Here is a 23,677-nt window from a genome sequence, read left to right on the forward strand (position 1 = left end):
AGAAAATGTGCAGATGGCCCGCTATCGGAAGCCGCCTACCTCACATACCCCCACTCAACCAGGCGGTTGTAGGCGTGCTGGGCCTGCTCTCCCTTGTTCACCTTCTGGAGGAACTTGTAGTAGGCCTCGGCCGCGTCCCGGCGGTGGCCCATGCCCTCCTGGGCGTAGCCCTTGTAGAAGCCCACGTAGGGGTTGCCGGGCAGGGCCTTGTCGTAGGCCTCGAAGCTGGCCAGGGCCTGGTCGTATTTCTTGGCCTTAAGCTGGAGCACCCCGGCCACCTGGCTGGCCTGGGGTTCGGCGGGATAGACGTCGCGGGCGTGCTCGGCATAGGGCAGGGCCGCGTTGTATTTCTCCTGGGCGATGAGCAGCTTGGACATGAGCAGCAGGCCGGTATAGTCGTTGGGGGCCAGCTTCAGGGCCTGGCCCATCTTGTCCTGGGCCTCGGCGTACTTCTTCTCGCCGCCGAGCTTTTCCGCGTCCTGCATGTCCCGGATGGCCGGGCCGAGCTTGCGCAGGTCCACGGTGTTGTCCATGTACCGCTCGCGGTAGAAGGCGTACTTCCTGGCCCCGTAATATTTTTTGTTCACGGTCTGGCGGGCGGTGGCCAGCCGCTCGGAGCTCATGGGGTGGGTGGCGAACATGACCTCGAGCGCGCTCGGCTCCCGGGTGTGCTGCTCGTTGAGCATCTCCATGAGCCCGACCATGCCCTCGGGGTTGTAGTCGGCGCGGGTCATGTACTCCAACCCCAGGGCGTCGGCCTGGCGCTCGTCGTCGCGGCTGTAGGAGGCCAGGAGCAGCCCGGCCCCAAGGCCGCCCAGGCCGCCCGCGACCGTCCCCCAGGTGCCGCCGTACTTGGCCCCGATGGCCGCCCCGCCCAGGGAGGCCAGGCCGCCGATGACCATCTGCGAGCTCATGCGCGAGGCCGTGTGCCGCGCGTTGACATGGCCGATCTCGTGGCCCAGCAGCGCGGCCATCTCGGCCTCGTTGTCCACGTTGAGCAAGATGCCGCGCGTGCAGGCCACGGTCCCGCCGGGAAAGGCGTAGGCGTTGACGTAGTTGGCGTTGACCACGTGGAAGTTGTAGGGCATCTGCGGCCGGTGGGAGACGTCCGCAAGGGACCGGCCCACGCCGGACACGTAGCCGTTCAGCGAGGTGTCCAGGGTGGTTCCGTAGTCGTTGGACAGCTGCTGGGGCGAGGCCTGCCGGTCCATCTGGATCTCCTGCTCCTCGCTGACCAGCATGAACTGGCTCTGGCCGGTGACCGGGTTCTTGGCGCACGCGGCCACCCCGGCGGCGGCCACGGTCATGGCCCCGGCCTTGAGAAATTCCCGCCGCGACAGGCGGGAGTCGGTCTTCATCGGTTTCATGTTCATCTCCCAATGCTTGCCCCGGTTGTACCGCAAATGCGCAGGGCTGTTCAACCCCGCACTCGCTGCGCGTCCCGCCCGCCGAGCGCTGTTGACACCCCCACCGGCTTGGGACATCATCGCCTTAGTATATTAATTTAACTACATTTATGTAGGACAAGAATGCAAAAATTCCTGATAGTGAAAGTGGGCGGCACCTTTGCGGACTACGCCGCCGGGCGCGGCGATTTCGAGGACTGGGCCGCGCGGGGCATGTCCCTTGAGGACGGTGGTTGGGTGAGCGTCAATGTGCAGGCCGGGGAAACCCTGCCCAACCCGGCGGGCTATGCCGGGGCCGTGATCACCGGCTCCCACGACATGGTCACGGACGAGCTGCCCTGGATTCTGGACGCGGCGGCCTGGATCCGCCGGGCCGTGGCGGCCGGGCTGCCCCTGTTCGGCATCTGCTTCGGGCACCAGCTCATGGCCGACGCCCTAGGCGGCCGGGCCGACTACCACCCGGGCGGGGTGGAGATCGGCACGGCGGACATCACCCGCACCCGCGCCTCCGGCGAGGACCCGCTGTTTCGCGGGCTGCCCGAGGTCTTTCCGGGCCACGTGACCCACGCCCAGACGGCGCTGAAGCTGCCCGAGGGCGCGGTCCTGCTGGCCACGGGCTCCCACGACCCGCACCAGGCCTTCCGCGTGGGCGAGTCCGCCTGGGGTGTGCAGTTCCATCCCGAGTTCGACGCGCCCGCCATCCGCGAATACATAGCCCGGCGCGAAACGGAGCTCGCGGCGGCAGGACGCGACGTGGCCGCCATCCGGGCCACGGTGCGCGACACGCCGGAGTCCGCCTCCCTGCTCGGGCTGTTCGCGGCCTACTGCCGAGCCCGCTAGTTCCCTTCCCCGTCGTGCCAGTAGTCCTCGGCGAGCAGTTCGCGCAGGGCCTTTTCGAGCTTCGGGACGATGTCCGCGTTCTTGATGTTGATGTAGTGATAGAAAGGCTCACTGTACACGAGCGGGTCCAACCGGCGAATGCGGGCGTACCGCGCCCGGTTGCCGTAGATAAAATACTCGGCGCTGAGTCGACTCGCAAGGGCCAGGTCGAGGCGTCCCTCCAGGAGCATCTCGAACAGGGTCTTGTAGTTGTTGACCAGATCCAGGCGATGCCCGTGCATGGCCTTCTCGGCCCAGAGGACGCCGCGCACCGCCCCGACCCGCAGGGTCGCGAGCAATTCAGGGCGGTATTCACCGAACCGCCGTTCCCGGACCACGTAAGCCGCTCCGTTCAGGTCCAGGAGCTTGACGTCCACCCGTACCAGGGAGGGAAAGGTCTTCTCCAAACCGGGGATGCGTCCCACGTCGCCGTCGATGACGCCGTCCACGGCCTGGACCAGGGAGCGTTTCTGGGGCAGGGGCACGAACTCCACAGGCAGCCCGGCGCGTTCATAGGCCACCGCCAGCCGCTTCATGGACTCCACATGGATTTCAGCGTCCGGGGTGTATCCGATGCGATACGGCTCCCGGACCTGCACCGGGGAGGCGGACGACAGCCACAGCGCCGCAGCGGCAACGCACAGGGCGAGGCCGGTCAGGGCCCGGAAACGGGGCGTATGGCGCGCAAGGGTGCTCATTGCCATACTTCATAGCACAGGCCCGCCGAACCGGGCAAAGGGAACCTGATTCGGCCGTCCCCGCGCCGCCCGCCATCCCCGGAGCGATCGGCTTGCCCATACGCGCGCGTCCGGGTACACAGGACGCATGAAGCGCGTCCTCATCCCCCTGCTCGTCGCCTGCCTGTTCATGCTGGTCGGATACGCCATGAGTCAGCCCAACCGCGTGGCCTTCTGGAACAGCATGGAGGTCACGCTCACGGCCTACAACTCCACCCGCGCCCAGACCGACGGCAACCCGCACCGCGCGGCCTGGAACAACCGGCTCAGGCCGGGCATGAAGGCCGTGGCGGTCTCCCGCGACCTGATCGACCTCGGCCTGGACAACCAGACCGAGGTCTGGATAGACGGGTTCGACGGCCCCTACCGGGTCCTGGACAAGATGAACCAGCGGTTCGAACGGCGCATCGACATCTACTTCGGCAAGGACGTGGCCGCGGCCCGCGAATTCGGCCAGCGCACGGCGCGCATCTACTGGCGCTGACGCCACCCCCCTCCCCCACAAAAAAACGGCGGCCCATCCCGAAAGACGGACCGCCGCACCCGCTGCTTCGCGGGGGAAAAGTCCTACGACTCCCTGTACCCGTCCAGGTCCGGCGCGGTCATGGCGGGCACGAACTCCACGATCTCGTACTCGGCCACGCCCTCGATCAGAAACGGGTCCTCTTTGATAAGCTCCTCCACCTCGGCCCTGGACCCGGCCCGGGCGATGATCACCCCGCCCGTGCGCGGCTCCTGCCGCCCGGAAAACAGAAAGTTCCCGGAGGCGTAATACTTGGCGAGATACTCCCGGTGCGGCGGAATGAGCCGGTCGATTTCCGAGAGGGGCTTCACATAGGTCAGACGGAGGATGAACATGGGATAGCTTCCTGTTTTAAATCATATTGTATTTAAGACTGATACGCTCTCCCGCCGCCAGGCGGGCGATGGGGGTGCAGGGGGCCTTGCTCCCTGCCGGGGCCGCGTCGGGTCTTAGGCCGAGCTTGCTCGGTCTTAGAGCCGTCGACAGCAGCGATAGGGCAGCGCCCTGGCCGCCGGAGGCTTCCCTACACCAGAAACTTGCCGGTAACCGACTCGGGGTTGGCGATGATCTCCTCGGGGGTGCCGGAGGCCACGATCCGGCCGCCGTGTTCGCCGCCGCCGGGGCCGAGGTCGATGACGTGGTCCGAGGCCATGATCACGTCGGTGTTGTGTTCGATGACGATGACCGTGGCGTTCTTGTCCACCAGGGCGTGGAGCACGCGGATGAGCTTGCCGACCTCGTGCATGTGCAGGCCGGTGGTGGGCTCGTCCAGGATGTAGAGCGCGCCGGGCAGGCTTCGCTTGCCGAGCTCGCGGGATATCTTGATGCGCTGGGCCTCGCCGCCGGACAGGGTGGTGGCGGGCTGGCCGAGGCGGACGTAGTCGAGCCCCACGTCGGCGAGCACGTCGAGCTTGCGCATGAGCGCCGGATGGTTGGCGAAGAACTCGCGAGCCTGGCGCACGGTCATGTCCAGCACGTCCGAGATGTTCTTGCCCCGGTATTCGACCTCCAGGGTCTGGGCGTTGTAGCGCTTGCCCTTGCAGGTCTCGCAGGTCACGTAGACGTCGGGCAGAAAGTGCATCTCGACCCGGATCTGGCCGTCGCCCTTGCACGCCTCGCAGCGGCCGCCCTTAACGTTGAAGGAGAACCGGCCGGGCTGGTAGCCGCGCGTGCGCGACTCCTTGGCCCCGGCGAATATCTTGCGGATCTCGTCGAATATCTTGGTGTAGGTGGCCGGGTTGGAGCGCGGGGTGCGGCCGATGGGCGACTGGTCGATGGAGATGACCTTCTCGATCTTGTCGATTCCCGAGATGCCGCCGATCTTGCCGGGATCGTTGGCCTTCTGTCCCTGGTGCAGGAGCAGGTGCTTGTACAGGGAATCCATGACCAGGGACGACTTGCCCGAGCCGGACACGCCGGTCACGCAGGTCATGACCCCGAGCGGGATGTCCACGTCCAGGTCCTTGAGGTTGTTGGTCTGGACCTTCTTGAGGGTGATGTGGCCCGTGGGCTTGCGGCGCGTCTCGGGCGGGGCGATGAACAGGTCGCCGCGCAGGTACTTGCCGGTCAGGGAGTCGGCCTTGAGCAGGTCCTCGACCTTGCCCTGGAAGACGATCTCACCGCCGAGCCAGCCCGAGCTGGGGCCGATCTCGATGACATGGTCCGCCTCGCGGATGGTCGGCTCGTCGTGCTCGACCACGAGCACGGTGTTGCCGCGCGATTGCAGGGAGCGCAGGGTGTCGAGCAGCCGCTGGTTGTCGCGCGGGTGCAGGCCGATGGACGGCTCGTCGAGCACGTAGGTCACGCCGACCAGGCCGGAGCCGAGCTGGGAGGCCAGACGGATGCGCTGGGCCTCGCCGCCCGAGAGCGTGGCCATGTTGCGGCCCAGCGAGAGATATTCCAGCCCCACGTTGACCATGAACCCGAGACGGTGGGTCAGCTCCTTGAGGAGCGGCTCGGAGATGAGCGTGTCGTGGCCGGAGAACTTCAGGTCCTTGAGCCAGTCCAGGGCGCGCTGGATGGACATGGAGGTGAACTCGACCATGTTCTTGTCGGCCACGCGCACGGCCAGGGCCTCGGGCTTGAGGCGCGCGCCCTCGCAGGTCGGGCAGGGGCGCGACTGCTGGAAGCGCGCGGTCCAGTGGTCCCAGACCCCCGCCTGCTCGCGGCCGTATTCCAGGATGGGCACCACGCCGTGCCAGCCCGTGTCGTTGTCGCCGTAGAAGAGCGCGGCCCAGGCCTTGGCCGAAAACTGGTCCAGGGGCGTGTCCAGGGTGAAGCCGTGCCGGGCGCCGAGCTTCTTGAGCTGCGGCCCATACTGGCGCTGCCGGGTGGCGTTGTTCCAGGGGATCACGCCGCCCTCGTTGAGGGACAACCCCTTGTTGGGCGCGATCAGGTCGGGCTCGAAATACTCCACGCTGCCGATGCCGTTGCAGGTCGGGCAGGCCCCCTGGGGCGAGTTGAAGGAGAAGAGCTGCGGGGTCAGGCGCGGCATGGAAATCTTGCACGACGGGCAGGTGGACAGGGTGGACATGAAAGTGTCCCCCGCATTGTCGCCGCCGACCACCGAGACGATCATGCGCTCGTCGCCCTTCTCCAGGGCCAGCTCCACCGAGTCGGCCAGCCGCTTCTTGATGCCGTCCTTGATGACCAGGCGGTCCACCACCAGGTCGATGGTGTGCTTCTTGTTCTTCTCCAGCTCGGGGACCTCGTCCAGGGAGTACAGCTCGCCGCCCACGCGCACGCGCACGAAGCCGTCCTTCTTGAGCTTGGCGAACAGGTCCTTGTGCGTGCCCTTCTGGTGCTCGACCAGCGGAGCCAGGAGCATGAACTTGGTGCCCTCCTCCATGGCCAGGATCGTCTCCACGATCTCGTCCGTGGTCTGGGCCTCGATGGGCTTGCCGCAGGACGGGCAGTAGAACTTGCCGAGCCGCGCGAAGAACACGCGCAGGAAGTCGTAGACCTCGGTCACGGTGCCCACGGTGGAGCGCGGGTTGCGGGTGGCGGTCTGCTGCTCCAGCGAGATGGCCGGAGACAGCCCCTCGACCTTGTCCACGTCCGGCTTGTCCATCTGGGGCAGGAACTGGCGGGCGTAGGCGCTCAGTGATTCGACGTAGCGGCGCTGGCCCTCGGCATAGACGATGTCGAATGCCAGCGTGGACTTGCCCGACCCGGACGGGCCGCAGACGACCACCAGCTTTTCGCGGGGGATGTCCAGGGTCAGGTCCTTCAGGTTGTGGTGACGGGCGCCTTCTATATGAATGGATTTGGAGTCGGTCGTGTTCATCGGGGGAGAGTAACCATTCTCGATTGGATGGCAAGCGGGAAGGGAAAAATGATCTCGTTCCTCCGGCCGGGGCTAGCCCATCAGCCAACGTGAAGCGGCCTCCTCGTCGAGGAACATGCGGTGCCGGTAGCCCCGGTTCCGGAATACCGTCTCGAAGGACCGGATGGCGGCTTCGTTGTCCGGGGCGTGGACCAGCGCGATCCGCCGCCGGGGGCCGGGCCCGAGCAATTTGTCCAGATTCTTGACCAGGACCACGGCATCGAAAGCGGACAGGGAGGTATCCAAGGCCTTTTCCTGGAGCAGGATGCGCCTGGTGCCGACCCGCTCCGCCTTGGCCAGAATCGTCTCGGCGTATTCGGTCAGCTCCCTGGAATTCCTGATGCTCCCCCGGACGACACACTGCAGAAAGCCGTCCATCTCCTCAAACTCGCAAGCAAATGGCATATTATGTCCTCGTCATACCTCTCGGGAAATATCGAGCATTTTATTGGCTTCCCCTTTGCCGTACAAGCACAAAAATGCTGACGCGCCGGACGGACCCCGCTCCCCCCGCCCCTCCGGGAACAAGGCGAGGCCGCCCTTTACAGCCGTGTCCGGTGCGGGTATGTAGAGTAGGCACAAAAAAGCCAAACCCGTTGCGAGACGGGGACGGAAAGCCACGGGCCTCACGCAGGCAGCCGGGTTGCCGACGATCCTCCCGACACTCCGCGAACCTCGCCCGGCCACGGCCTTCCCCCAGGAGAACACATGGGCAATACCCATTCCGCCGGAAACGGCGCACATAACGGCAAAAACGACAACGGCCAGGGCATGGTCAAGGTCTCGCCCTACATGGTCATCCCGTCCCGCGTGGGCGGCTTTTCCCTGTACCTGAAACAGAACGGCAAGCTCGTCCTGTACGCGGAAAAGGGCGAGCTGTTCACCGACGAGCACAAGCAGCGCCTCGGCCTGCTCGGCGTGGACCACCTCTATGTCCGGGCCTCGGACTACGCCCAGTTCACCCGCTACGTGCAGGACAACATTTTGGAGCTGATGGACGACGAGTCCATCCCCGTGGGCGAGCGCGCCCGGGTCTGGAGCGACGCCACCGCGTCCCTGGCCCGGGAGGCCTTCGACCGCTCCCTGCCCGCGCCCGTGGACAAGCGCCGCTTCCAGCGCATCCGCTCGCTCATCACCGACTCGCTCAAGTTCCTGTCCCGCGACGACGCCCTCAAGGAGCTCTCCCGGTTCATCCGCGAAGGCGAGGAGATCTTCCACCACGGCATCGGGGTCATGGTCCTGACCGTGACCACCCTGTGCTCGTTCATGAAGGAGGACTCCGACCTGCTGGTCGCCGTGGGCATGGGGGCCATCCTCCACGACATCGGCAAGCTGGAGCTGCCGCAGGAAATCTTCCACAAGAAATTCGACACCTTAAGCCGCGCGGACATGGACCTGGTCAAGTCCCACCCGGCACTGGGCGTGGGCGTGTGCTCGGCCCTGCCCCTGCCCCAGGAGACGTTGCAGTGCATCCTCTTCCACCACGAGCGGGAAGACGGCCTGGGCTACCCCTCGGGGTCCACGGGGCCGATGCTGCCGTCCTACGTCAAGGCGCTCATCCTGTGCAACGCGTACGACAATCTCACGCGCGGCCGCGCGGGGCGCAGGTTGACCCCGTTCGAGGCCCTGGCCAGGATCAAGTCCATGCGCAGCGCGTACGACATGGACATGCTCCGGCGGCTGATCGAGGTGCTGGCCAAGGCTGACCTGACCTCGTAAGCCTACGGCTCGCTATGAAGAGTATAACGATAAGGAAGGCCGCCCCTTGGGGCGGCTTTCTTATTTGGGGTGAAAGGGGAAGAGGAGAAGAGGAAAATGCGCGGTTGCACCGCTGAGAGCCGCTGTGCAGGCTGAAGCCTGCACAATGCTCCATGCCCTCCCGGCGGGGTCCATTTTTTTGCTGGCCCAAAAAAATAGACGAAAAAAAGGGCCTGGGAGGGGAGCGCGGCCGCCCGGAGATCGGGGGATAAGAAGCTGATCCGCTCGGGTCGGCTCCCGAATCGATGCTCGCTGCGATTCGAAGAGCCGCCGCCCCTCGCGGTCAGCTTCTAACCCCCCGATCAAGGGCTCGTTTGGGTGAAGGGAAGAAGTGAGTCGGGGAGCGATTGGGCGTGTCTCGGCGCAAGGCAGAGGAGAGCCGCTGTCGGACGCAAGCGTCCGAGGCGCTCCATGGCCGCCGTAGGGAGTTCCTGCCGGACCTTTCGCCAAGCCAAACGCGGAAGGCCGATCCAGTCTGTCGCAAAGCGCGGCCAAACTCCCGCGCATGGGCTCTTTCGCCAAGCCGAACGCGGCAGTTCGATTCTTACAAACGGAGGCCAGCAATCGGAAGCGAACCCTAGAGCCCGTCTCCGGCGAGCGAAGCGTCGGCTGGATCGAGTCTGCGCAGCAGACATCTATCCAGCCAGCGAAAGCCGCCTACGGGCTCTTGGGTCCGCTTCCGCCGCGCTCGCACCACAGCGCAGTTTTTGCTTCCTTTTTTCTGCGCCAGCAAAAAAGGAAGTCGCCGTAAAGGCGAAATCAAAAAGTAAGGCAGACAGCCAAAAGCCCGGACGCGGATGCGCGGACGCCCTCCCGCGCACAATAAGGCCCGCCGCAAGGCGATCCCCCCTCACCCCCGACGCAGATGCGCGGACGCCCGCCCGCGCTCAACAGGGCCCGCCGCAGGCGATTCGTGCCCCCCCACAAAAACACATTTGCCTTTTCATCTGGTGGAGGCTAGACAGCCTCCATGGCATCTCCATCGCGTCGCAGCCCCCGAAAACGGGTCTGCCCCCCTCCCCCGCAGTGGTCCGAGCGGACCTACGTGCGCATCGCCCCGAGCGACATCGGGCTCTTCCGCTTTCTCCTGGAAGGGTACGACAACCTCGGCGTGTTCACCGTGGTCAACAAGTTCAAGGGAATACTCCTGCTGCGCTACAGCCCGCACCTGAAACGCGAGGTGCGGACCTTCCTCAAGGCCGCGGCCACCGAGATGGACGTGGCAATCCTGCCCACGCCCCTGCAGGATTCCTGATCCCGCCCCCCTTCCCCAACACGAAAGAGTCCGCGCGGAAAATGTGCGGATGGCCCGCTATCGGAAGCCACCCTATTTCAGGCCGATAATACCGCGCTGACCGATGGTCTTGATGAAGGCGGTGACGGCCAACTCGGCCTCGCGGGGCTGAACCTCGTACGCCTCGGTGAAGGCCCGGGCGATGTCGCGCACGGATCGCGTTCCGTCGATGTGCCGCCAGACGAAGGTGCCCATTTCGTCGAGCTCCACGGTCTTGGTCATGGGTTTGCCGTCCCACAGGCCGACCTTGTCGGCCAACCGGCCGAACCACGGTTTGATGGCCAGGGGGTAGGCCAGTTGGACCAGACCGCCGGGGAGTTCGGTGACCGCCACGGCCTCGTTGCGCACCGGGACCATGTCCAGGGCCTGGGCGCGGGATATGGTCGGCTCAGGCCGTTTCTTCCGGAACAAGGGTGAAGCTCCCGCAGATGTCGTTGAACGTGGATTCGGCCAGGGGCGCGGTACCCTCGGCCGTGACCGCCAGCACGGCGTTGCCCGCGTCCGGGGTCCAGGCCCGGCCGCAGGTCTTGATCTCCCGGCGCAGGGCCTTGCGCAGCAGCGAGGTCTTGGCCGCGCCGCGCCAGGCGACCCGGCCGGGGCCGTTGTCCACGGCCACGAACTTGGGCGGCGCGTGGGCCAGCCGCTCCCGGCACCACGCCTCCAGGGTGGTCCCCTTGAGCAGGACCGAGGCCGGGGCGAAGCGTTCGAAGTCGAGATGGGTGCCCGGCCCCTTGCCCGCGGGGACGCGCCCGCCGGGTTTGCCCGAGGCGGGCCGCCACCAGGCCACCCGATAGTGGCCCGGCCGGAAGGAAAAGGTGTCCAGGACGAAGTCGGCGGGCACCCGCGCGGCCAGGCCGAACATGGCCCACGGCACGGTCTTGCCCCCGGTGAAGTCGCGCAGGGTGGCCAGGACCTCGGCGGCCCTCGGCTCATCAGCCTCGGTGCGGATGAAGAACTGGATCAGGCAGGCCAGCCCGGTGCCGGGATGATGCAGGGCCGCGCCCAGCCCCCGGCTCCCGTCGGCCCGCCAGAGAAAGCTTTTGGCGCGCAGGCCGGACCGGGCCAGCCGGTCCACGGCCCCGGCCCAGGCGGCCGGGGTCTCGGCCGAGTCCGCCACGCTGACCACGGCTTCGCGGTTGCCCTTGGTCAGTTTCCGGAGGTGCTTGTCAAAGGAGAAGGTTCCCTGGACGCGGTTCCACTTGAGCTCGCAGACCGGCCCGAGGGAGTCCGCCAGGAAGAGCCCGTCGCGCTCGATGGCCGAGGGTTCCCAGCCGGGAGGCGCGGCCAGCCCGATCCCGTTCCAGGCGAAGTCGGCCATGCTAGCGGGGCACGTAGGCGTCGAGGGAGCCGATCCGGGCCTTGCCCATCTTGCCCATGGAGTCCTTGGACTTGGCCTTGTAGCACGCGTGCTCCTCGTCCATGTAGGTCTCCTGGGTCATCTTGATGGACACGCCGGGCCGGACTTCCTTTTCGCGGCTCCACATGAGCACCAGCGAGACGCGCCCGCCCTTGCCGTCCTGGAAGAGCCACTCCCAGGCGATGACGTTCTTGAAGGCGTCGCCCAGGTACTTGTCCGGCTTGCCGAAATCGGCCTCATAGCGGTCGTAGAGCCTGTTGAAGAGCCTCTGGCTGTGATCGTTGAACTTAAGCTTGATGCGTACCAGACGCTTGTCGCCCAGGCAGTTGCCGAAGGCCAGGCTGCCGCCGCGCACGCCGGGCAGGTTCTCGGGCTTGAGCTGGGCCTCGGACAAAAACGGCCAGTCCGACACGGGGATGGCCTCTTCCGTGCGGCAATAATCCTCGTAGTGCTCCACCGATTCGCCCAGGGTGAACCCGGCCAGGGTGGTGGGGAACCCCTCGGCGGCCAGGGCGGGCGTCGCAAAGAGGGCCGCCAGGGCCAGGAACAGGAAACTCGCTCTTCTCATATCCATCGCCTTTGTTTGTTTTTGAGCTTGTCCGCTCCGTGGACAGCCCTTATGGTTAAACAAGATCATATCGATTTGCAAAGGAATAGGCGACAAACAGGGAAGGATGGATGCCCAACGAACCGGCCATGCCCGCCTGGCGACCGTTTCTGTACTATGCGCTGGCCGTGGTCGGCGGCGCGGTCTACGGCGGCCAGGTCTGTCCCTTCATGGACCAGCTCCCGGCCTGGGAACTGGGCCTCGTCCTGCTCGGCCCCCTGGCCGTGGCCTGGGCGGTGCGCCCCTGCGCCCAGCCCCGCTGGGTCGACCGGGCCCGCCCCCTGCGCCAGGCCCTGCGCCAGTTCCAGCTCGAACTGGCCCTGTTCGTCCTGGCCGGGCTGGTGGCCGCCCTGCTCCTGCGCATCCTCTACGGCTACCCGCTGCTGATGAGCGGGTCCAAGCTGGTGCTCGGCATCTTCACCGTGGGGCTCTTCGCCGGGCTGGACCTGGGCTTGGCCCGCGAGCGGCTGGTCATCCGCCGCGCCCTGGCCGGGGACGCCGCCTACGAAACGCCCGACAGGCTCATCCCCATGACCCACAAGTTCTCGCTGGTGGCCATCCTCATCCTGATCCTGAGCACGGCCATCATCCTGCTGGTCATCATCCACGACATCGGCTGGCTGGCCACCCAGGACCTGAACCTCGACACCCTGGGCATGCTCGGCCGCGCGGTGCTGGGCGAGATCCTCTTCGTCATGGGCTTCCTCATGGTCATGGTCATCAACCTGATCATCGCCTACGCCCGCAACCTGTGCATCCTCTTCGAGACCCAGACCGGGGTGCTCGAAAACGTCACCCGGGGCGACCTGTCCCGGCGGGTGCCGGTGACCACCTCGGACGAACTCGGGGTCATCGCCGGGCACACCAACGCCATGATCGCCAGCCTGCGCGAAGGCATGTACATGCGCGAGGGGCTGCGGATCGCCCACGAGGTCCAGCAGCATTTCCTGCCCAGAAAGGCCCCGGAGATGCCGGGGCTGGACATCGCGGGCGCGAGCCTGTTCTCGGACGAGACCGGCGGCGACTTCTTCGACTTCATCGAGTGCGACCCGGACAACTGCGGCCAGCTGGCCGTGGCCGTGGGCGACGTCTCGGGCCACGGCATCGGCGCGGCCCTGCTCATGACCGCGGGCCGGGCCGTCATCCGCCAGAACGCGGCCACGCCGGGCTCCGCCGCCGACAGCATCCGCCGGGCCAACCTGCACCTCAGCCGCGACATCGGCGACACCGGCCGGTTCATGACCCTGTTCTTCATGACCCTGGACCCGGCCGAGGGAAGGCTCACCTGGGTCAACGCGGGCCAGCAGCCGCCGCAGTTCTACGACCCGGCCACAGACGCCTTCACCGAACTCAAGGGCGTGGATATCCCGCTCGGCGTGGAGCCGGGCTGGGACTACCACGAACGGACCATGGACCTGCCCGGGCCGGGGCAGATTCTGTGCGTCTGCACGGACGGGGTCTGGGAGGCCCGCGCCCCGGACGGGACCATGTTCGGCCGCGAGCGGCTGCGCGGGCTCATTCGCGACAACCGGGAGCGCAGCGCGCGGGAGATCCTGTCGGCCATCAGCGGACAAATCCGCGAGTTCACCGGGACCGGAAGGCGCGAGGACGACCTGACCCTGGTCGTGGTCAGGGGGCTGCCCCGCTGACCGGAGCGCCGGGATGGTGCCTTTTCGTCAGACGTGTGATAATCGTACACTGATTCCTGATTCCGCTTGTTTCCGACAGCCCGAAACTATATGCTGAGAATGAACGAATCCAGCATGTTCGAACGAAAAGGAAGGCAATGCACAAACCGGGACGACTCATTTCGCTGCCGTTCTCGAAATCCCTCGAGATCAGCTACAAGAGCCTGAAGGTCCGTTTCTTCCGCTCCATGATCACGGTTTCCAGCCTGGTCCTGGCCGTCTCGTTCCTGAGTTTCGTTCTGGTCAACCTGGACATCGCCACGGGCATGCTCCTGCACGGCGGCCGGGAGGCGGCCCGGGCCCTCTCCCAGGCGGGCTACGACGTGGACCTGGCCCACGGGGCCGTGGCCATGTCGGCCAAGGAGCGCTGGATCGTCATCCTGTCCCTGCTGGTCTGCACCGTAGGCATCGTCAACGCCCAGCTCATGTCCGTGACCGAACGGTTCTCCGAGATCGGGGTCATGAAGTGCCTGGGCGCCCTGGACTCCATGATCCTGCGCCTGTTCCTGCTGGAAGCGGCCATGCAGGGTCTGGCCGGGGCCTTTGCGGGCGCGCTCCTGGGTTGCCTGTTTTCCCTGCTGACCGGGGCCGTACGCTTCGGCTTCGCCTCCCTGGCGAGCCTGCCGCCCGCCTCCCTGCTCGGCTCCGTGGGGCTGGCCACCCTGGCGGGCTGCGCCCTCAGCCTCCTGGGCGTGCTCTACCCCGCCTGGCTGGCGGCGCGCATGGACCCCATCAAGGCCATCCGTGCGGAACATTGAGGATACTTTATGAGTGACGAAAAACGCACCATCGTCCGCGTCATCGGCGTGAAGAAGACCTTCACCATGGGCAAGGTCGAGCTCCAGGCCCTCAAGGGCGTGGACCTCGAGATATTCGCCGGGGAGTACATCTCCATCATGGGGCCGTCCGGCTCGGGCAAGTCCACCCTGTTCAACATGATCGGCGGCCTGGACAAGCCCACCGAGGGCAAGGTCTTCATCGACGAGGTGGACATCTCCCAGCTGGACGCCTTCGAGCTGGCCTGGCTGCGCAACCGCAAGATCGGCTACATCTTCCAGACCTTCAATCTCATCCCGGTGATGACCGCGCTGGAGAACGTCACCCTGCCCATGACCTTCGCGGGCATGAACGCGGACGACGCCCAGGACAAGGGCATCGAGCTGCTCAAGCTGGTCGGCCTGGGCGAGCGCTTCCAGCACAAGCCGCTGGAGCTGTCCGGCGGCCAGCAGCAGCGCGTGGCCGTGGCCCGGTCGCTGGCCAACGATCCGGCCATCGTCCTGGCCGACGAGCCCACCGGCAACCTGGACCTGACCACGGGCGAGGAGATCATCGAGCTCTTGCAGATGCTCTCCCAGGAGCGCGGGGTCACGGTCATCTCGGCCACCCACGACTACAAGATGCTCAACGTATCCGACCGCGTGGTCTGGGTGCGCGACGGCCAGGTGGACCGCATCGAGCGGCGCGAGGAGCTGGACATCTCCATCGGCGGCATCGGCGACAAGCTGACCGGCCGCAGGGAATCCGGAGCGTAGATCATGACCCGGCGCGGCCCGCACGTTGCAACCGCCGTCACGGCCGTTCTCCAGGCGCTCGTCCTGGTCCTGGCGGCCGCGTGCCCGGCCTTGGCCGACGGGGCGGCGTTCCTGCGCGCCTTGAGCGCGCTGGGCGACCGCGCGCCGGGCGGCGCGGGCGTGGCCCGGGCTGCGGACATGGTCGAGGCCGAGTTCAAACGGCTGTTCCCGGACGGGACCATCGGACGCCAGTCCTTCCACCTGCCCGTGCAGGTCCAGGAGGGCGCGTCCCTGACCATCGCGGCCACCGGGCACGTGGAGCCCCTGCGCCAGCTGCAGGCCAACGCCCTGTCCCCGGGCGCCGTGGCCCCGCCCGGCATCGACGGGCCGCTGCTCTACGCGGGCAGGGGGCGCGTGGCCGACTTCGACGGGCTGACCGTCCAGGGGGCCGTGGTCCTCATGGACATGGACTCGGGCAAGAACTGGAACAACGCGGCCATGCTCGGCGCGCGCAGCCTGATCTTCGTGGGCGCGGGCGGGGACGGCGGACCGGCCCCCCGGCCCCGCTTCAGCGACAAGTTCGAACTCACCCCGGTGGACTTCCCGACCTTCTGGATTTCCCGCGAACGGGCGCAGGCCCTGTTCGGCGAGGGGCTCGTGACCGACGGGCCGCGCGCCCTGGGCGAGGCCGTCCTGACCTCCAAGGGCAAGTGGCGCAACGAGCGGCTGGAGAACGTCTACTGCCGCATCCCGGGCAGCGACCCGGAGCTGTCCAGCCAAACCGTCGTCGTGGAGGCGTTCTACGACTCCACCGCCCTTGTGGAGGGCCACTCCCCGGGAGCGGACGAGGGCGCGTCCATCGCCGCGCTCATGGACGTGGCCGCCGACCTGGCCGCGCACCGGCCCAAGCGCTCGGTGCTCTTCCTGGCCACGGCGGGCAAATCCGCGGCCCAGGCGGGCATGCGCGAATTCACCTGGGCCCTGGTGACCAAGGGCAAGTCCCTCAAGGCGCGGCGCGACGAGCTCCGGAAGCTGGTGGGCGACACCGAGCGGGTCCTGACCCTGCTGCGCTCGCCAGAGCCGCTGGCCCCGTCCAACCTGGCCGACCCTGCGGACGCCGCCCTGCTCAAGCAGGCGCTCAAGGCCGTGGTCCGCAACCGCGAGGACGACATCACCGGCGAACTCATGCGGTTGCGCCTTCTGGCCGGGCCGGGCGACGGGACCGGCGCCGGGGTGGCCGCCGCCGACCAGACGCGCATCCAGGCCCTGGCCGACGAGCGCATCGGGCTCAAGCGGCTGACCTGGATCAGCTCCACGGTGGACGACTATCCCCTGCCCGAAAAAGAGCGCGTGGCGCTCAGGCGGTTCTTCAAGCCCGCCGAAGAGCTGCGCTCCGCCGTGCTCGCCGACGCCACGGGGCAGCTCGGGGACATCGCCTCGGCCCGGGCCGTGCGCGACGCCCTGGGCGAGACGTCCATCGCGGCCCACGTCTCCCTGTATCTCTCCTCCCACGGCGACGGCGTGGGCGGGTTCGACCAGGGGTTCCTCATCGACCTCAAGCCCGACGTCAACCGGACCGGCTTCTTCCGGCCCCTGGACACGGTCATGAAGGACACGGTGGAGCAACTGAAAAAGACCGCCCCGGCCATCGCGCGCCTGTTCCACGACACGCTCCGGCCCGGCAAGCGCGCCTGGCAAAGCTTCCTGCCCGACCGGCCCGAACTGGGCGGCGAACCCATGGCCCTGGCCGGGTTGCCCGGCTTCACCCTGGCCACGGTCCACGACGTGCGCCCGGCCTGGGGCACCCCTTACGACCGGCCCGGCCGCGTGGATTTCGATTATCTGGCCCGTCAGTCCCGGCTGGTCCGCGCCCTGATCTCGGCCCTGGCCGACCGGCCCATCGCGGACGCGGGCAAGCGGGACAAGAACAACTTCGTCACCCTTCAGGGGCGGGCCAACCTCCTGCGCAAGGGCGAGATCTTCCCGGACCGTCCCGGCACCGGCCTGGTCGTGCTGGCCTTCCAGTGGCGGACGCGCAACTACGGCATGGTCGACACCCAGGGCAACTTCCGCATCCCCGGCCTGGCCGGCAAGAAGGTCAGCTACCACAAGGCCGTGATCGAGGCCTTCCGGTTCAACGACGAGACCGGCCTGGCCGACTGGGCCATCGACAAGCCCAAGACCGGCAAGGACGCCTACCGGGTCAAGCTGTCCCGGGCCGAGCAGGCCACGGACCTGATCCTGTTCGCCTGCACCCAGACCACCCTGTTCGACATGTTCGAACCCCGGACCTTCAAGTACCTGTACCGGCCCACGCTGATCGACGGCCGCACCGAGGCCCCGCCCGTGAGCTACTGGTACAGCCGCCTGGACACCCGCTCGTCCACCCTGGGCACCCTGTTCCTGGAGCCGGACACCCCGATCAAGCTGACCCTGTCCGACACGGTCCTGGACAAGAAGGTCCTGCTGCTCAACGCGGACAAGAAGCATCCCGACGGGCTGGGCTACGTCGCCCGCCGGTGGCCGGTCATCCCCATGACCGAGTTCAAGGCGGCCCGCGACATGTGGGCCCTGCTCGGTCCGCGCATCGACAACCTCGAGGAGAAGGGCATCGTCAACGACCGCATCCGGCTGCTGCGCAAGGAGGGCGACCGGGAGCTGGCCGACGCCGTGCGCTACAAGGAGGCCAGGCAGTGGGACAAGTTCGTCGAGGCCTCCCGCGCCTCCCTGTCCAAGGCCAGCCGGGTGTACAACGACGTGGACAAGACCCAGCGCGACGTGCTCTTCGGGGTGCTCTTCTACGTGGCCCTGTTCGTGCCGTTCGCCTACTGCATGGAGCGGCTCTTCTTCTCGTTCGTGGACATCCGCAAACGGATCGGGGCCTTCCTCGGCTTCCTGGTCCTGATCATCGGGATCATCTACCTGGTGCACCCGGCCTTCCAGCTGACCTACTCGCCGCTGGTGGTCATCCTGGCGTTCTTCATCCTGGCCCTGTCGCTCCTGGTGTCCATGATCATCTTCTTCCGCTTCGAACGCGAGATGGTCGAGCTCCAGAAGCGCTCCTCCCACGTCAAGCTGACCGGCATCAGCCCCATGGCCGCCTTCAGCGCGGCCTTCGTGCTCGGCGTGGGCAACCTGAAGCGGCGGCCCGTGCGCACCTTTCTGACCTTCGCCACCCTGGTCATCCTGACCTTCACGATCATGAACTTCACCACGGTCAAGTCCGTGCGCCAGGCCGGATGGGCCAAGTTCAACGACCACGCCTCCTATGACGGACTCATGGTCAAGTACCTCAACTGGCAGGACATCCCGGTGGAGGCCCTGTCGGTCATGCGCAACGCCTTTTCCGGCACCGGGGTCGTGGCCCCGCGCGTCTGGTACGACACCGGGTTCACCTCCGACAAATCACGCGCCCCGCTCATCCCGGTGGTCCGCGACGGCAAGGAGGCCCAGGGGCGCGGCCTGATCGGCCTGTCCTGGCGCGAGCCGCAGGTCAGCGGGCTCGACCGCATCCTGGTCAAGGGCCGCTGGTTCAGAAAGGGCGAGCGCCAGGTGGTCCTGCTCCCGCAGCGCATGGCCGAGCGGATCGGGGCCGACCCGGACGATCCCACGCGCAACAAGGTGGTCCTCTGGGGGCTGCCCCTGACCCTGGTGGGCGTGTTCAGCGACGAGGGGCTGCGCGACCACCCGGACCTCGACGGCGAGCCCATGACCCCCATCGTCTTCCCCAACCAGGCGGCCACCCAGCTGTCCGAGGTGGAGGCCGAGGCCATCGAGAACGGCGAGGACGTCATGGCCGCCGAGTCCCGCTACCAGCACATTCCCGGGTTCGAAACCGTGGTCATCCCGGCCGAGGAGCTTCTCTCCCTGTCCGTCGGCCGCCTCAAGGGCATCGCCGTGCATCCCGACACCGGCCACCGCGTGGGCGACGACCTGGGCGACCGCTTCGGGCTGCTCCTGTTCAAGGGCGGGCCGGAAGGGACCTCGCTCTATTTCGCCTCGGACGCGGTCAACTACTCGGGCGTGGCCAACATCCTGATCCCCCTGGCCATCTCCATCCTGATCGTGCTCAACACCATGATCGGCTCGGTCTACGAACGCCGTCCCGAAATCGCGGTCTACACCTCGGTGGGCCTGGCCCCCCCGCACGTGGCCTTCCTGTTCATCGCCGAGTCCCTGGCCTTCGCGGTCATCTCCGTGGTGGTCGGCTACGTCCTGGCCCAGACCTCCAGCGCCTTCCTGGCCGGGACGCCGCTGTGGGCGGGCATGACCGCCAACTATTCTTCCACCGCGGGCGTGGCCGCCATGGTCCTGGTCATCGGCGTGGTCCTGGTCTCGGCCATCTACCCGGCCCGCGTGGCCGCCAACATCGCCATTCCGGACGTGAACAAGTCCTGGACCATGCCCGAGGCCGAGGGCGACCGGTTGACCATCATCCTGCCCTTCCTGATCAAGATGGCCGAGATGAAATCCGCGGGCGGGTTCCTGCGTCAGTACTATCTGGCCCACCACGACGTGTCCCACGGGGCCTTCTGCACCGACGACATGCGCTGCAACTTCCTGGACCTGGAGCAGGAGGAGACGGCCACCGGCCTGACCACCGGCGCGGGGCAGGACATCCCCCTGACCGACGACCTGTGCTTCTCCATGGACCTGCGCGTCTGGCTGGCCCCCTTCGACTTCGGCGTGCGCCAGAAGGTCAAGCTGGTCTTCTGCCCGTCGGACGTCTACAAGGGCTTCCGGCAGATCAAGGTGCTCATCGACCGCGAAGCGGGCGAGCTGACCGCCTGGGGGAACCTCAACCGCAATTTCATCAACGACCTGCGCAAGCAGCTGCTCGCCTGGCGCTCCCTGGACGACGAGGCCGTGCACCACTACGCCGAGGACCTGGAAGCGGAACGGCTGCGCCTTGAGCGCGAGGAAGCAGAGGAGTTCAAGGCATGAACGGACGACTGAGGCTGCGCGCGCTGCTGACCGGGCTCGTCCTCGGCCTGACCCTGTGCGTCTACACCCCGTACAACAACGCGGTCCTCGGCGGCGTGCCGCTGGGCGGGGGGCACTTCCCCCTGGCCCCGTTCTTCATCCTGGCCTGGCTGTTCCTCATCGACGCCGGGATCGCGCGCCTGACCAGGAGGCCGCCCGTCCTGTCCGGGGCGGAGCTGCTGGTCGTCTGGCTGATGATGACCCTGTTCTCGGCCATCGGCTACGCCGGGCTGAGCGAGACCTTCCTCGTCAACATCACCGCGCCCCAGCGCTACGCCCGGGACGCCTACCGCTGGACCGAAATCCTCGGCCCGCTGCTGCCCGACTCCTGGTTCCCGCACTCGGCCGACGCCGTGCGCCAGCTCTTCCAGGGGCTCAAGGGCGGCCGGGACATGTCCGTGCTCCAGGTCCTCTCGGCCATCCCGTGGGGGGTCTGGCTGCCGCCGCTGCTCGTCTGGTCCCTGTTCATCCTGGGCGCGTACTTCGTCATGGTCTGCCTGACCGCCCTGTTCGGCCGCCAATGGGTGGTCAACGAGCGGGTCAACTTCCCCCTGCTGCGCGTGCCCCTGCTCATGGGCGAGGCGCTCGACCAGAAGACGTTCTCGTCCTGGTGGACCGACCGCTTCCTGCTCACCGGCCTGGTCCTGGCCGGGGCCCTGCATCTCTTGAACGGCCTGCACTTCTACTACCCGTCCGTGCCGCAGCTGCCGACCCTGATCCTGGCCGGTTCCTATTTCCCGAAGTTCGGGCTCTTTTCCGGGTTCTACAAACTGAAACTCTATTTCATCCCGGCCTTCGTGGGCTTCGCCTTCCTGACCACCCGGCAGATCTCCTTCTCCATGTGGTTCTTCCACCTGGCCGCCGGGCTGCTCTTCGGCCTGCTCTACGTGCTCGGCTGGCAGCTGCCCGAGGCCGCGCTCGGGACCACGCTCGGCCCCGACCTGGCCCGGCCCGAGGGCGCGCAGACCATCGGCTCCTACGCCGTGTTCTTCGTCTTCCTGCTCTGGCTGGCCCGCCACCATCTCAAGGAAACATTGTCCTGCCTCATCCGGCCGGTCTGCAAGGGCGGCGAGGCCATTAACCGGACGGGCCGCGCCACGCCCCCGGAGGAGTGGGGACCGCCCGCCTGGCCGCTGGTCGGGCTGATCCTCGGCATGCTCTTCCTCGTGGTCTGGTGCCGCTGGTTCGGCCTGCCCTGGACCGGCGCGGTCCTGCTGCCCGTCGCCTTCATGCTGGTCATGCTCGTCATCAGCCGCCTGGTCTGCCAGGGCGGCCTGCCCTACTTCACCCTGACCGCGGCCCCGTCCGACGGGATCATGGGGCTGTTCGGCACGGGCGTGCTCGGCACGGCGGGCGTGGCCGCCACCGCGGTCATGCAGAAGGTCCTGTTCCTGGACGTGCGCGAGGCCGTGGCCCCGACCCTGTTCCACGGGGCCAAGATCCGCGAGTCCGCCGCCCCGGACCGGCGCAGGCTGGTGCTCGTGGCCGTCGGCCTGTCCCTGGTCCTGGCCCTGGCCGCCGCGTTCGCGACCATGCTCTATCTCGGCCACCGCTACGGCCTGCGCGAGCTGCGCCTGGACTGGGCCACCCAGACCGTGCTGGCCAACTATGAGAACGCCCAGCGGCTGGTGGACCAGCCGGTCGGCCCCAACCGGTGGCTGATCACCTACGCGGGCTTCGGGGCCCTGGTCATGTTCGCGCTCATCTACTGCTACTACAAGCTGCCCTGGTGGCCCCTGCATCCGCTGGGCTACCTGGCCGCCTACTCCGCGGGCATGAAGATCCTGTGGTACCCGTTCTTCCTGGGCTGGCTGTGCAACCACCTGGTCCTGCACTACGGCGGCACCCGGCTCTACAACAAGGTCCGGTTCCTGTTCATCGGCCTGATCCTCGGCGATTTCCTCATGGGCGGCGCGTACGCCGTCATCGGCATGTTCTCCAACCAGGCGTACAGCGTCTTTCCCATGTAGTCTTGAGAATACCCATGCGTTCGATATTGAAGATACTCCCCCTCTCCCTCATCCTGCTGCTCGTCGAGAGCGCCGGCGGCATCGTGTGCACCGCCGCCCAGGCGGAGAAAAAGACCGGCATGGTCATGTTCATCGCCCACGCCGACGTGCCGCCCTACTACATCGTCGGCCCGGAATCCGAAAACAACGGCATCCTCATGGACGTGCTCCGGGCCGTGACCGGGCCGCTGGGCTATACCGTGACCAGCATACGGCTGCCCGACAAGCGGGGCTGGGACATGCTCAAGTACGGCGGGGTGGACGTCTATGCCTCGGCCCGGGAATGGACCGACAATCCGGACCGCTTCCTGTGGACCGAACCGTTCATGCCCAACGAGGACGTGCTCCTCTGCCGCGCCGGGGCCCCCCTGTCCTACACCGGGCCCGAATCCCTCCACGGAATGACCGTGGCGTGCATCAAGGGGTTCGTCTACCCGGCCCTGGAAGGCCACTTCAGGCCGGGCGGGATCACCCGCCTGGACGCTCCCTCGCCCGAGGCCATGCTCGAACTCCTGGCCCGTGGCCGGGCCGACGCCGTGCTGGTCAACCGTACGGAGATACAGTGGATACTCCGCACGCGCCACGATCTGGAGCCGCACCGCTTCCGCGTGAACGAGCCCCCGGTGGGCCGGGCGCTCTTCCGGTTCCTCTTCCCCAGGGGCCAGGGCTGGGAGCCCGTGGTCGGCCAGTTCAACCGCCGTCTGAGGGAGATGAAAAAGGACGGCAGCCTCAAGGCCATACTCGACCGGTACAGGTAGGCGGACATATGCACGACAAGAAACCGATGCGATACCGGCGGGTTGCCGGAACGGGAGCGGGCCTCCCCGGCCGCCTGCGCGGGGCCCCCAACGCGGCCGCCGTGGCCCTCGTCTGCCTGTTTTTGCTGTGCGCCGAGGGCACGGGACACGCGCGCGATCTCGTCCTGTTCATGACCAACGAGGACTGGCCGCCCTACCAGATGAGCGACCCGGCCGCCAAGGGCGACGGCGTGATCGTGGACGTGCTCAGGGAGATTGCCACGCCTCTCGGCCTGACCCTGAGGGTCAGGGAACTGCCCGAACGCCGGGGCCGGGACATGCTCGAACACGGCGAGCTGGACATCTGCCTCTCGGCCCGGGAGTGGGTCGACGATCCGGACCGTTTCCTGTGGACCGACCCGGTGATGCTCAACGAGGACGTCCTGCTTTTCCGGGCGGACAGCACCCTGCGCTATGTCTCCCCGGCGTCCCTCCGGGGCCTGCGCGTGGCCGCCATGGCGGATTTCGTCTATCCCGCCCTCGAGCCGGCCTTCCGGGAGGGAGCGATCACGCGCATCGACTGCGGGTCGCCCTACAGCATGCTGGAGATGCTCGACCGGGAAAGGGTGGACGCGGCCCTGGTCAACCGCAGCGAGACCCTGTGGCTTTTCCGCAACCATCCCGAACTGCACCCCGAACGCTTCCGCATGGCCGCGACCCCGTTCGACAGCGCCTGGTACCGCTTCCTCCTGCCGAAGGGGCGGGGCTGGGAGAACTATATCGACCGCATCAACCAACGCATCAGGGCCATGAAGCGGGACGGCGCCCTGAACGCCATCCTCGACCGGTACAGATAGCCCCCG

The 23,677-nt window shown here is 67.1% G+C and carries 19 protein-coding genes and 1 riboswitch; of the genes, 11 read left to right on the top strand and 8 right to left on the bottom strand.

Annotated features, from left to right (window positions below):
- Positions 1-35: 35 nt before the first annotated feature.
- Complete coding sequence (locus tag AB6M95_RS03840; RefSeq protein ID WP_371385411.1) at positions 36-1,367, bottom strand: M48 family metalloprotease; 1,332 nt, start codon at positions 1,365-1,367, stop codon at positions 36-38.
- A 162-nt stretch (positions 1,368-1,529) separates the two neighbouring features.
- Here AB6M95_RS03840 and AB6M95_RS03845 point away from each other — a divergent pair, with 162 nt between their 5' ends.
- On the top strand, positions 1,530-2,246 hold the full coding sequence (locus tag AB6M95_RS03845; protein WP_371385412.1) for a glutamine amidotransferase: 717 nt from the start codon (positions 1,530-1,532) through the stop codon (positions 2,244-2,246).
- Here the strand turns inward: AB6M95_RS03845 and AB6M95_RS03850 are convergent.
- On the bottom strand, positions 2,243-2,983 hold the full coding sequence (locus tag AB6M95_RS03850) for a substrate-binding periplasmic protein (RefSeq protein WP_371385413.1): 741 nt from the start codon (positions 2,981-2,983) through the stop codon (positions 2,243-2,245). The two genes, AB6M95_RS03845 and AB6M95_RS03850, sit on opposite strands and share 4 nt — an antisense overlap.
- Positions 2,984-3,110: 127 nt before the next feature.
- Here AB6M95_RS03850 and AB6M95_RS03855 point away from each other — a divergent pair, with 127 nt between their 5' ends.
- Complete coding sequence (locus AB6M95_RS03855) at positions 3,111-3,506, top strand: 3D domain-containing protein (protein WP_371385414.1); 396 nt, start codon at positions 3,111-3,113, stop codon at positions 3,504-3,506.
- Positions 3,507-3,589: 83 nt separating this feature from the next.
- Here the strand turns inward: AB6M95_RS03855 and AB6M95_RS03860 are convergent, their stop codons facing one another.
- The 3 genes from AB6M95_RS03860 to AB6M95_RS03870 form a co-directional block, all read right to left on the bottom strand.
- Positions 3,590-3,880, bottom strand: a complete 291-nt coding sequence (locus AB6M95_RS03860) for a YciI family protein (RefSeq protein WP_371385415.1) — start codon at positions 3,878-3,880, stop codon at positions 3,590-3,592.
- 188 nt (positions 3,881-4,068) lie between these two features.
- Entirely contained in the window at positions 4,069-6,831 is a 2,763-nt protein-coding gene (gene uvrA / locus AB6M95_RS03865) for an excinuclease ABC subunit UvrA (RefSeq protein ID WP_371385416.1), read from the bottom strand.
- A gap of 72 nt (positions 6,832-6,903) precedes the next feature.
- Positions 6,904-7,275 carry a hypothetical protein gene (locus AB6M95_RS03870; RefSeq protein WP_371385417.1) on the bottom strand — a complete coding sequence of 124 codons (372 nt, stop codon included), beginning with the start codon at positions 7,273-7,275 and terminating at the stop codon, positions 6,904-6,906.
- A 171-nt stretch (positions 7,276-7,446) separates the two neighbouring features.
- A riboswitch (cyclic di-GMP riboswitch) is annotated at positions 7,447-7,521 on the top strand.
- Positions 7,522-7,578: 57 nt separating this feature from the next.
- Here AB6M95_RS03870 and AB6M95_RS03875 point away from each other — a divergent pair.
- The gene (locus AB6M95_RS03875; protein ID WP_371385418.1) at positions 7,579-8,589 is read left to right on the top strand and encodes an HD-GYP domain-containing protein; all 1,011 of its coding nucleotides are present in this window, start codon (positions 7,579-7,581) and stop codon (positions 8,587-8,589) included.
- 1,084 nt (positions 8,590-9,673) lie between these two features.
- Positions 9,674-9,883, top strand: a complete 210-nt coding sequence (locus AB6M95_RS03880) for a DUF4911 domain-containing protein (RefSeq protein ID WP_371385419.1) — start codon at positions 9,674-9,676, stop codon at positions 9,881-9,883.
- 72 nt (positions 9,884-9,955) lie between these two features.
- Here AB6M95_RS03880 and AB6M95_RS03885 read toward each other — a convergent pair whose 3' ends face one another.
- From AB6M95_RS03885 to AB6M95_RS03895, 3 genes are read right to left on the bottom strand one after another with little or no spacing between them, the layout of a single operon-like run.
- Positions 9,956-10,333 carry a PqqD family protein gene (locus AB6M95_RS03885; RefSeq protein ID WP_371385420.1) on the bottom strand — a complete coding sequence of 126 codons (378 nt, stop codon included), beginning with the start codon at positions 10,331-10,333 and terminating at the stop codon, positions 9,956-9,958.
- Positions 10,311-11,240, bottom strand: a complete 930-nt coding sequence (locus AB6M95_RS03890; RefSeq protein WP_371385421.1) for a hypothetical protein — start codon at positions 11,238-11,240, stop codon at positions 10,311-10,313. The genes AB6M95_RS03885 and AB6M95_RS03890 overlap by 23 nt, the downstream gene beginning before the upstream one ends.
- A gap of 1 nt (position 11,241) precedes the next feature.
- The gene (locus AB6M95_RS03895; protein ID WP_371385422.1) at positions 11,242-11,847 is read right to left on the bottom strand and encodes a hypothetical protein; all 606 of its coding nucleotides are present in this window, start codon (positions 11,845-11,847) and stop codon (positions 11,242-11,244) included.
- Between the two features lie 110 nt (positions 11,848-11,957).
- On the opposite strand from AB6M95_RS03895, the gene AB6M95_RS03900 reads away from it, so the two are divergent.
- The 7 genes from AB6M95_RS03900 (at position 11,958) to AB6M95_RS03930 (ending at position 23,671) form a co-directional block, all read left to right on the top strand.
- Entirely contained in the window at positions 11,958-13,535 is a 1,578-nt protein-coding gene (locus tag AB6M95_RS03900; RefSeq protein ID WP_371385423.1) for a PP2C family protein-serine/threonine phosphatase, read from the top strand.
- 137 nt (positions 13,536-13,672) lie between these two features.
- Entirely contained in the window at positions 13,673-14,332 is a 660-nt protein-coding gene (locus tag AB6M95_RS03905; RefSeq protein ID WP_371385424.1) for an ABC transporter permease, read from the top strand.
- A 9-nt stretch (positions 14,333-14,341) separates the two neighbouring features.
- Entirely contained in the window at positions 14,342-15,106 is a 765-nt protein-coding gene (locus tag AB6M95_RS03910) for an ABC transporter ATP-binding protein (protein ID WP_371385425.1), read from the top strand.
- Between the two features lie 3 nt (positions 15,107-15,109).
- Positions 15,110-20,029, top strand: coding sequence for an FtsX-like permease family protein (locus AB6M95_RS03915; protein ID WP_371385426.1), 4,920 nt, complete (start codon positions 15,110-15,112; stop codon positions 20,027-20,029).
- Positions 20,026-22,038: a DUF6785 family protein gene (locus AB6M95_RS03920; protein ID WP_371385427.1), complete on the top strand. Its 2,013-nt coding sequence runs from the start codon at positions 20,026-20,028 to the stop codon at positions 22,036-22,038. The genes AB6M95_RS03915 and AB6M95_RS03920 overlap by 4 nt, the downstream gene beginning before the upstream one ends.
- A 14-nt stretch (positions 22,039-22,052) precedes the next feature.
- On the top strand, positions 22,053-22,835 hold the full coding sequence (locus AB6M95_RS03925; RefSeq protein ID WP_371385428.1) for a substrate-binding periplasmic protein: 783 nt from the start codon (positions 22,053-22,055) through the stop codon (positions 22,833-22,835).
- 8 nt (positions 22,836-22,843) lie between these two features.
- Positions 22,844-23,671 (top strand): substrate-binding periplasmic protein, encoded by an 828-nt coding sequence (locus tag AB6M95_RS03930; protein WP_371385429.1) that lies wholly within the window; start codon positions 22,844-22,846, stop codon positions 23,669-23,671.
- Positions 23,672-23,677 lie beyond the last annotated feature (6 nt).

This window comes from Pseudodesulfovibrio karagichevae (assembly GCF_041414475.1).
Classification (GTDB): domain Bacteria; phylum Desulfobacterota; class Desulfovibrionia; order Desulfovibrionales; family Desulfovibrionaceae; genus Pseudodesulfovibrio; species Pseudodesulfovibrio karagichevae.

Bases quoted from the DNA above. Each gene is read 5' to 3' on its own strand.
- AB6M95_RS03905 (WP_371385424.1), top strand. From the start codon at position 13,673: ATGCACAAACCGGGACGACTCATTTCGCTGCCGTTCTCGAAATCCCTC.
- AB6M95_RS03930 (WP_371385429.1), top strand. From the start codon at position 22,844: ATGCACGACAAGAAACCGATGCGATACCGGCGGGTTGCCGGAACGGGA.
- AB6M95_RS03915 (WP_371385426.1), top strand. From the start codon at position 15,110: ATGACCCGGCGCGGCCCGCACGTTGCAACCGCCGTCACGGCCGTTCTC.
- AB6M95_RS03900 (WP_371385423.1), top strand. From the start codon at position 11,958: ATGCCCAACGAACCGGCCATGCCCGCCTGGCGACCGTTTCTGTACTAT.
- AB6M95_RS03840 (WP_371385411.1), bottom strand. From the start codon at position 1,367: ATGAAACCGATGAAGACCGACTCCCGCCTGTCGCGGCGGGAATTTCTC.
- AB6M95_RS03845 (WP_371385412.1), top strand. From the start codon at position 1,530: ATGCAAAAATTCCTGATAGTGAAAGTGGGCGGCACCTTTGCGGACTAC.
- AB6M95_RS03850 (WP_371385413.1), bottom strand. From the start codon at position 2,983: ATGAGCACCCTTGCGCGCCATACGCCCCGTTTCCGGGCCCTGACCGGC.
- AB6M95_RS03925 (WP_371385428.1), top strand. From the start codon at position 22,053: ATGCGTTCGATATTGAAGATACTCCCCCTCTCCCTCATCCTGCTGCTC.
- AB6M95_RS03870 (WP_371385417.1), bottom strand. From the start codon at position 7,275: ATGCCATTTGCTTGCGAGTTTGAGGAGATGGACGGCTTTCTGCAGTGT.
- AB6M95_RS03910 (WP_371385425.1), top strand. From the start codon at position 14,342: ATGAGTGACGAAAAACGCACCATCGTCCGCGTCATCGGCGTGAAGAAG.
- uvrA (WP_371385416.1), bottom strand. From the start codon at position 6,831: ATGAACACGACCGACTCCAAATCCATTCATATAGAAGGCGCCCGTCAC.
- AB6M95_RS03855 (WP_371385414.1), top strand. From the start codon at position 3,111: ATGAAGCGCGTCCTCATCCCCCTGCTCGTCGCCTGCCTGTTCATGCTG.
- AB6M95_RS03895 (WP_371385422.1), bottom strand. From the start codon at position 11,847: ATGAGAAGAGCGAGTTTCCTGTTCCTGGCCCTGGCGGCCCTCTTTGCG.
- AB6M95_RS03875 (WP_371385418.1), top strand. From the start codon at position 7,579: ATGGGCAATACCCATTCCGCCGGAAACGGCGCACATAACGGCAAAAAC.
- AB6M95_RS03890 (WP_371385421.1), bottom strand. From the start codon at position 11,240: ATGGCCGACTTCGCCTGGAACGGGATCGGGCTGGCCGCGCCTCCCGGC.
- AB6M95_RS03860 (WP_371385415.1), bottom strand. From the start codon at position 3,880: ATGTTCATCCTCCGTCTGACCTATGTGAAGCCCCTCTCGGAAATCGAC.
- AB6M95_RS03920 (WP_371385427.1), top strand. From the start codon at position 20,026: ATGAACGGACGACTGAGGCTGCGCGCGCTGCTGACCGGGCTCGTCCTC.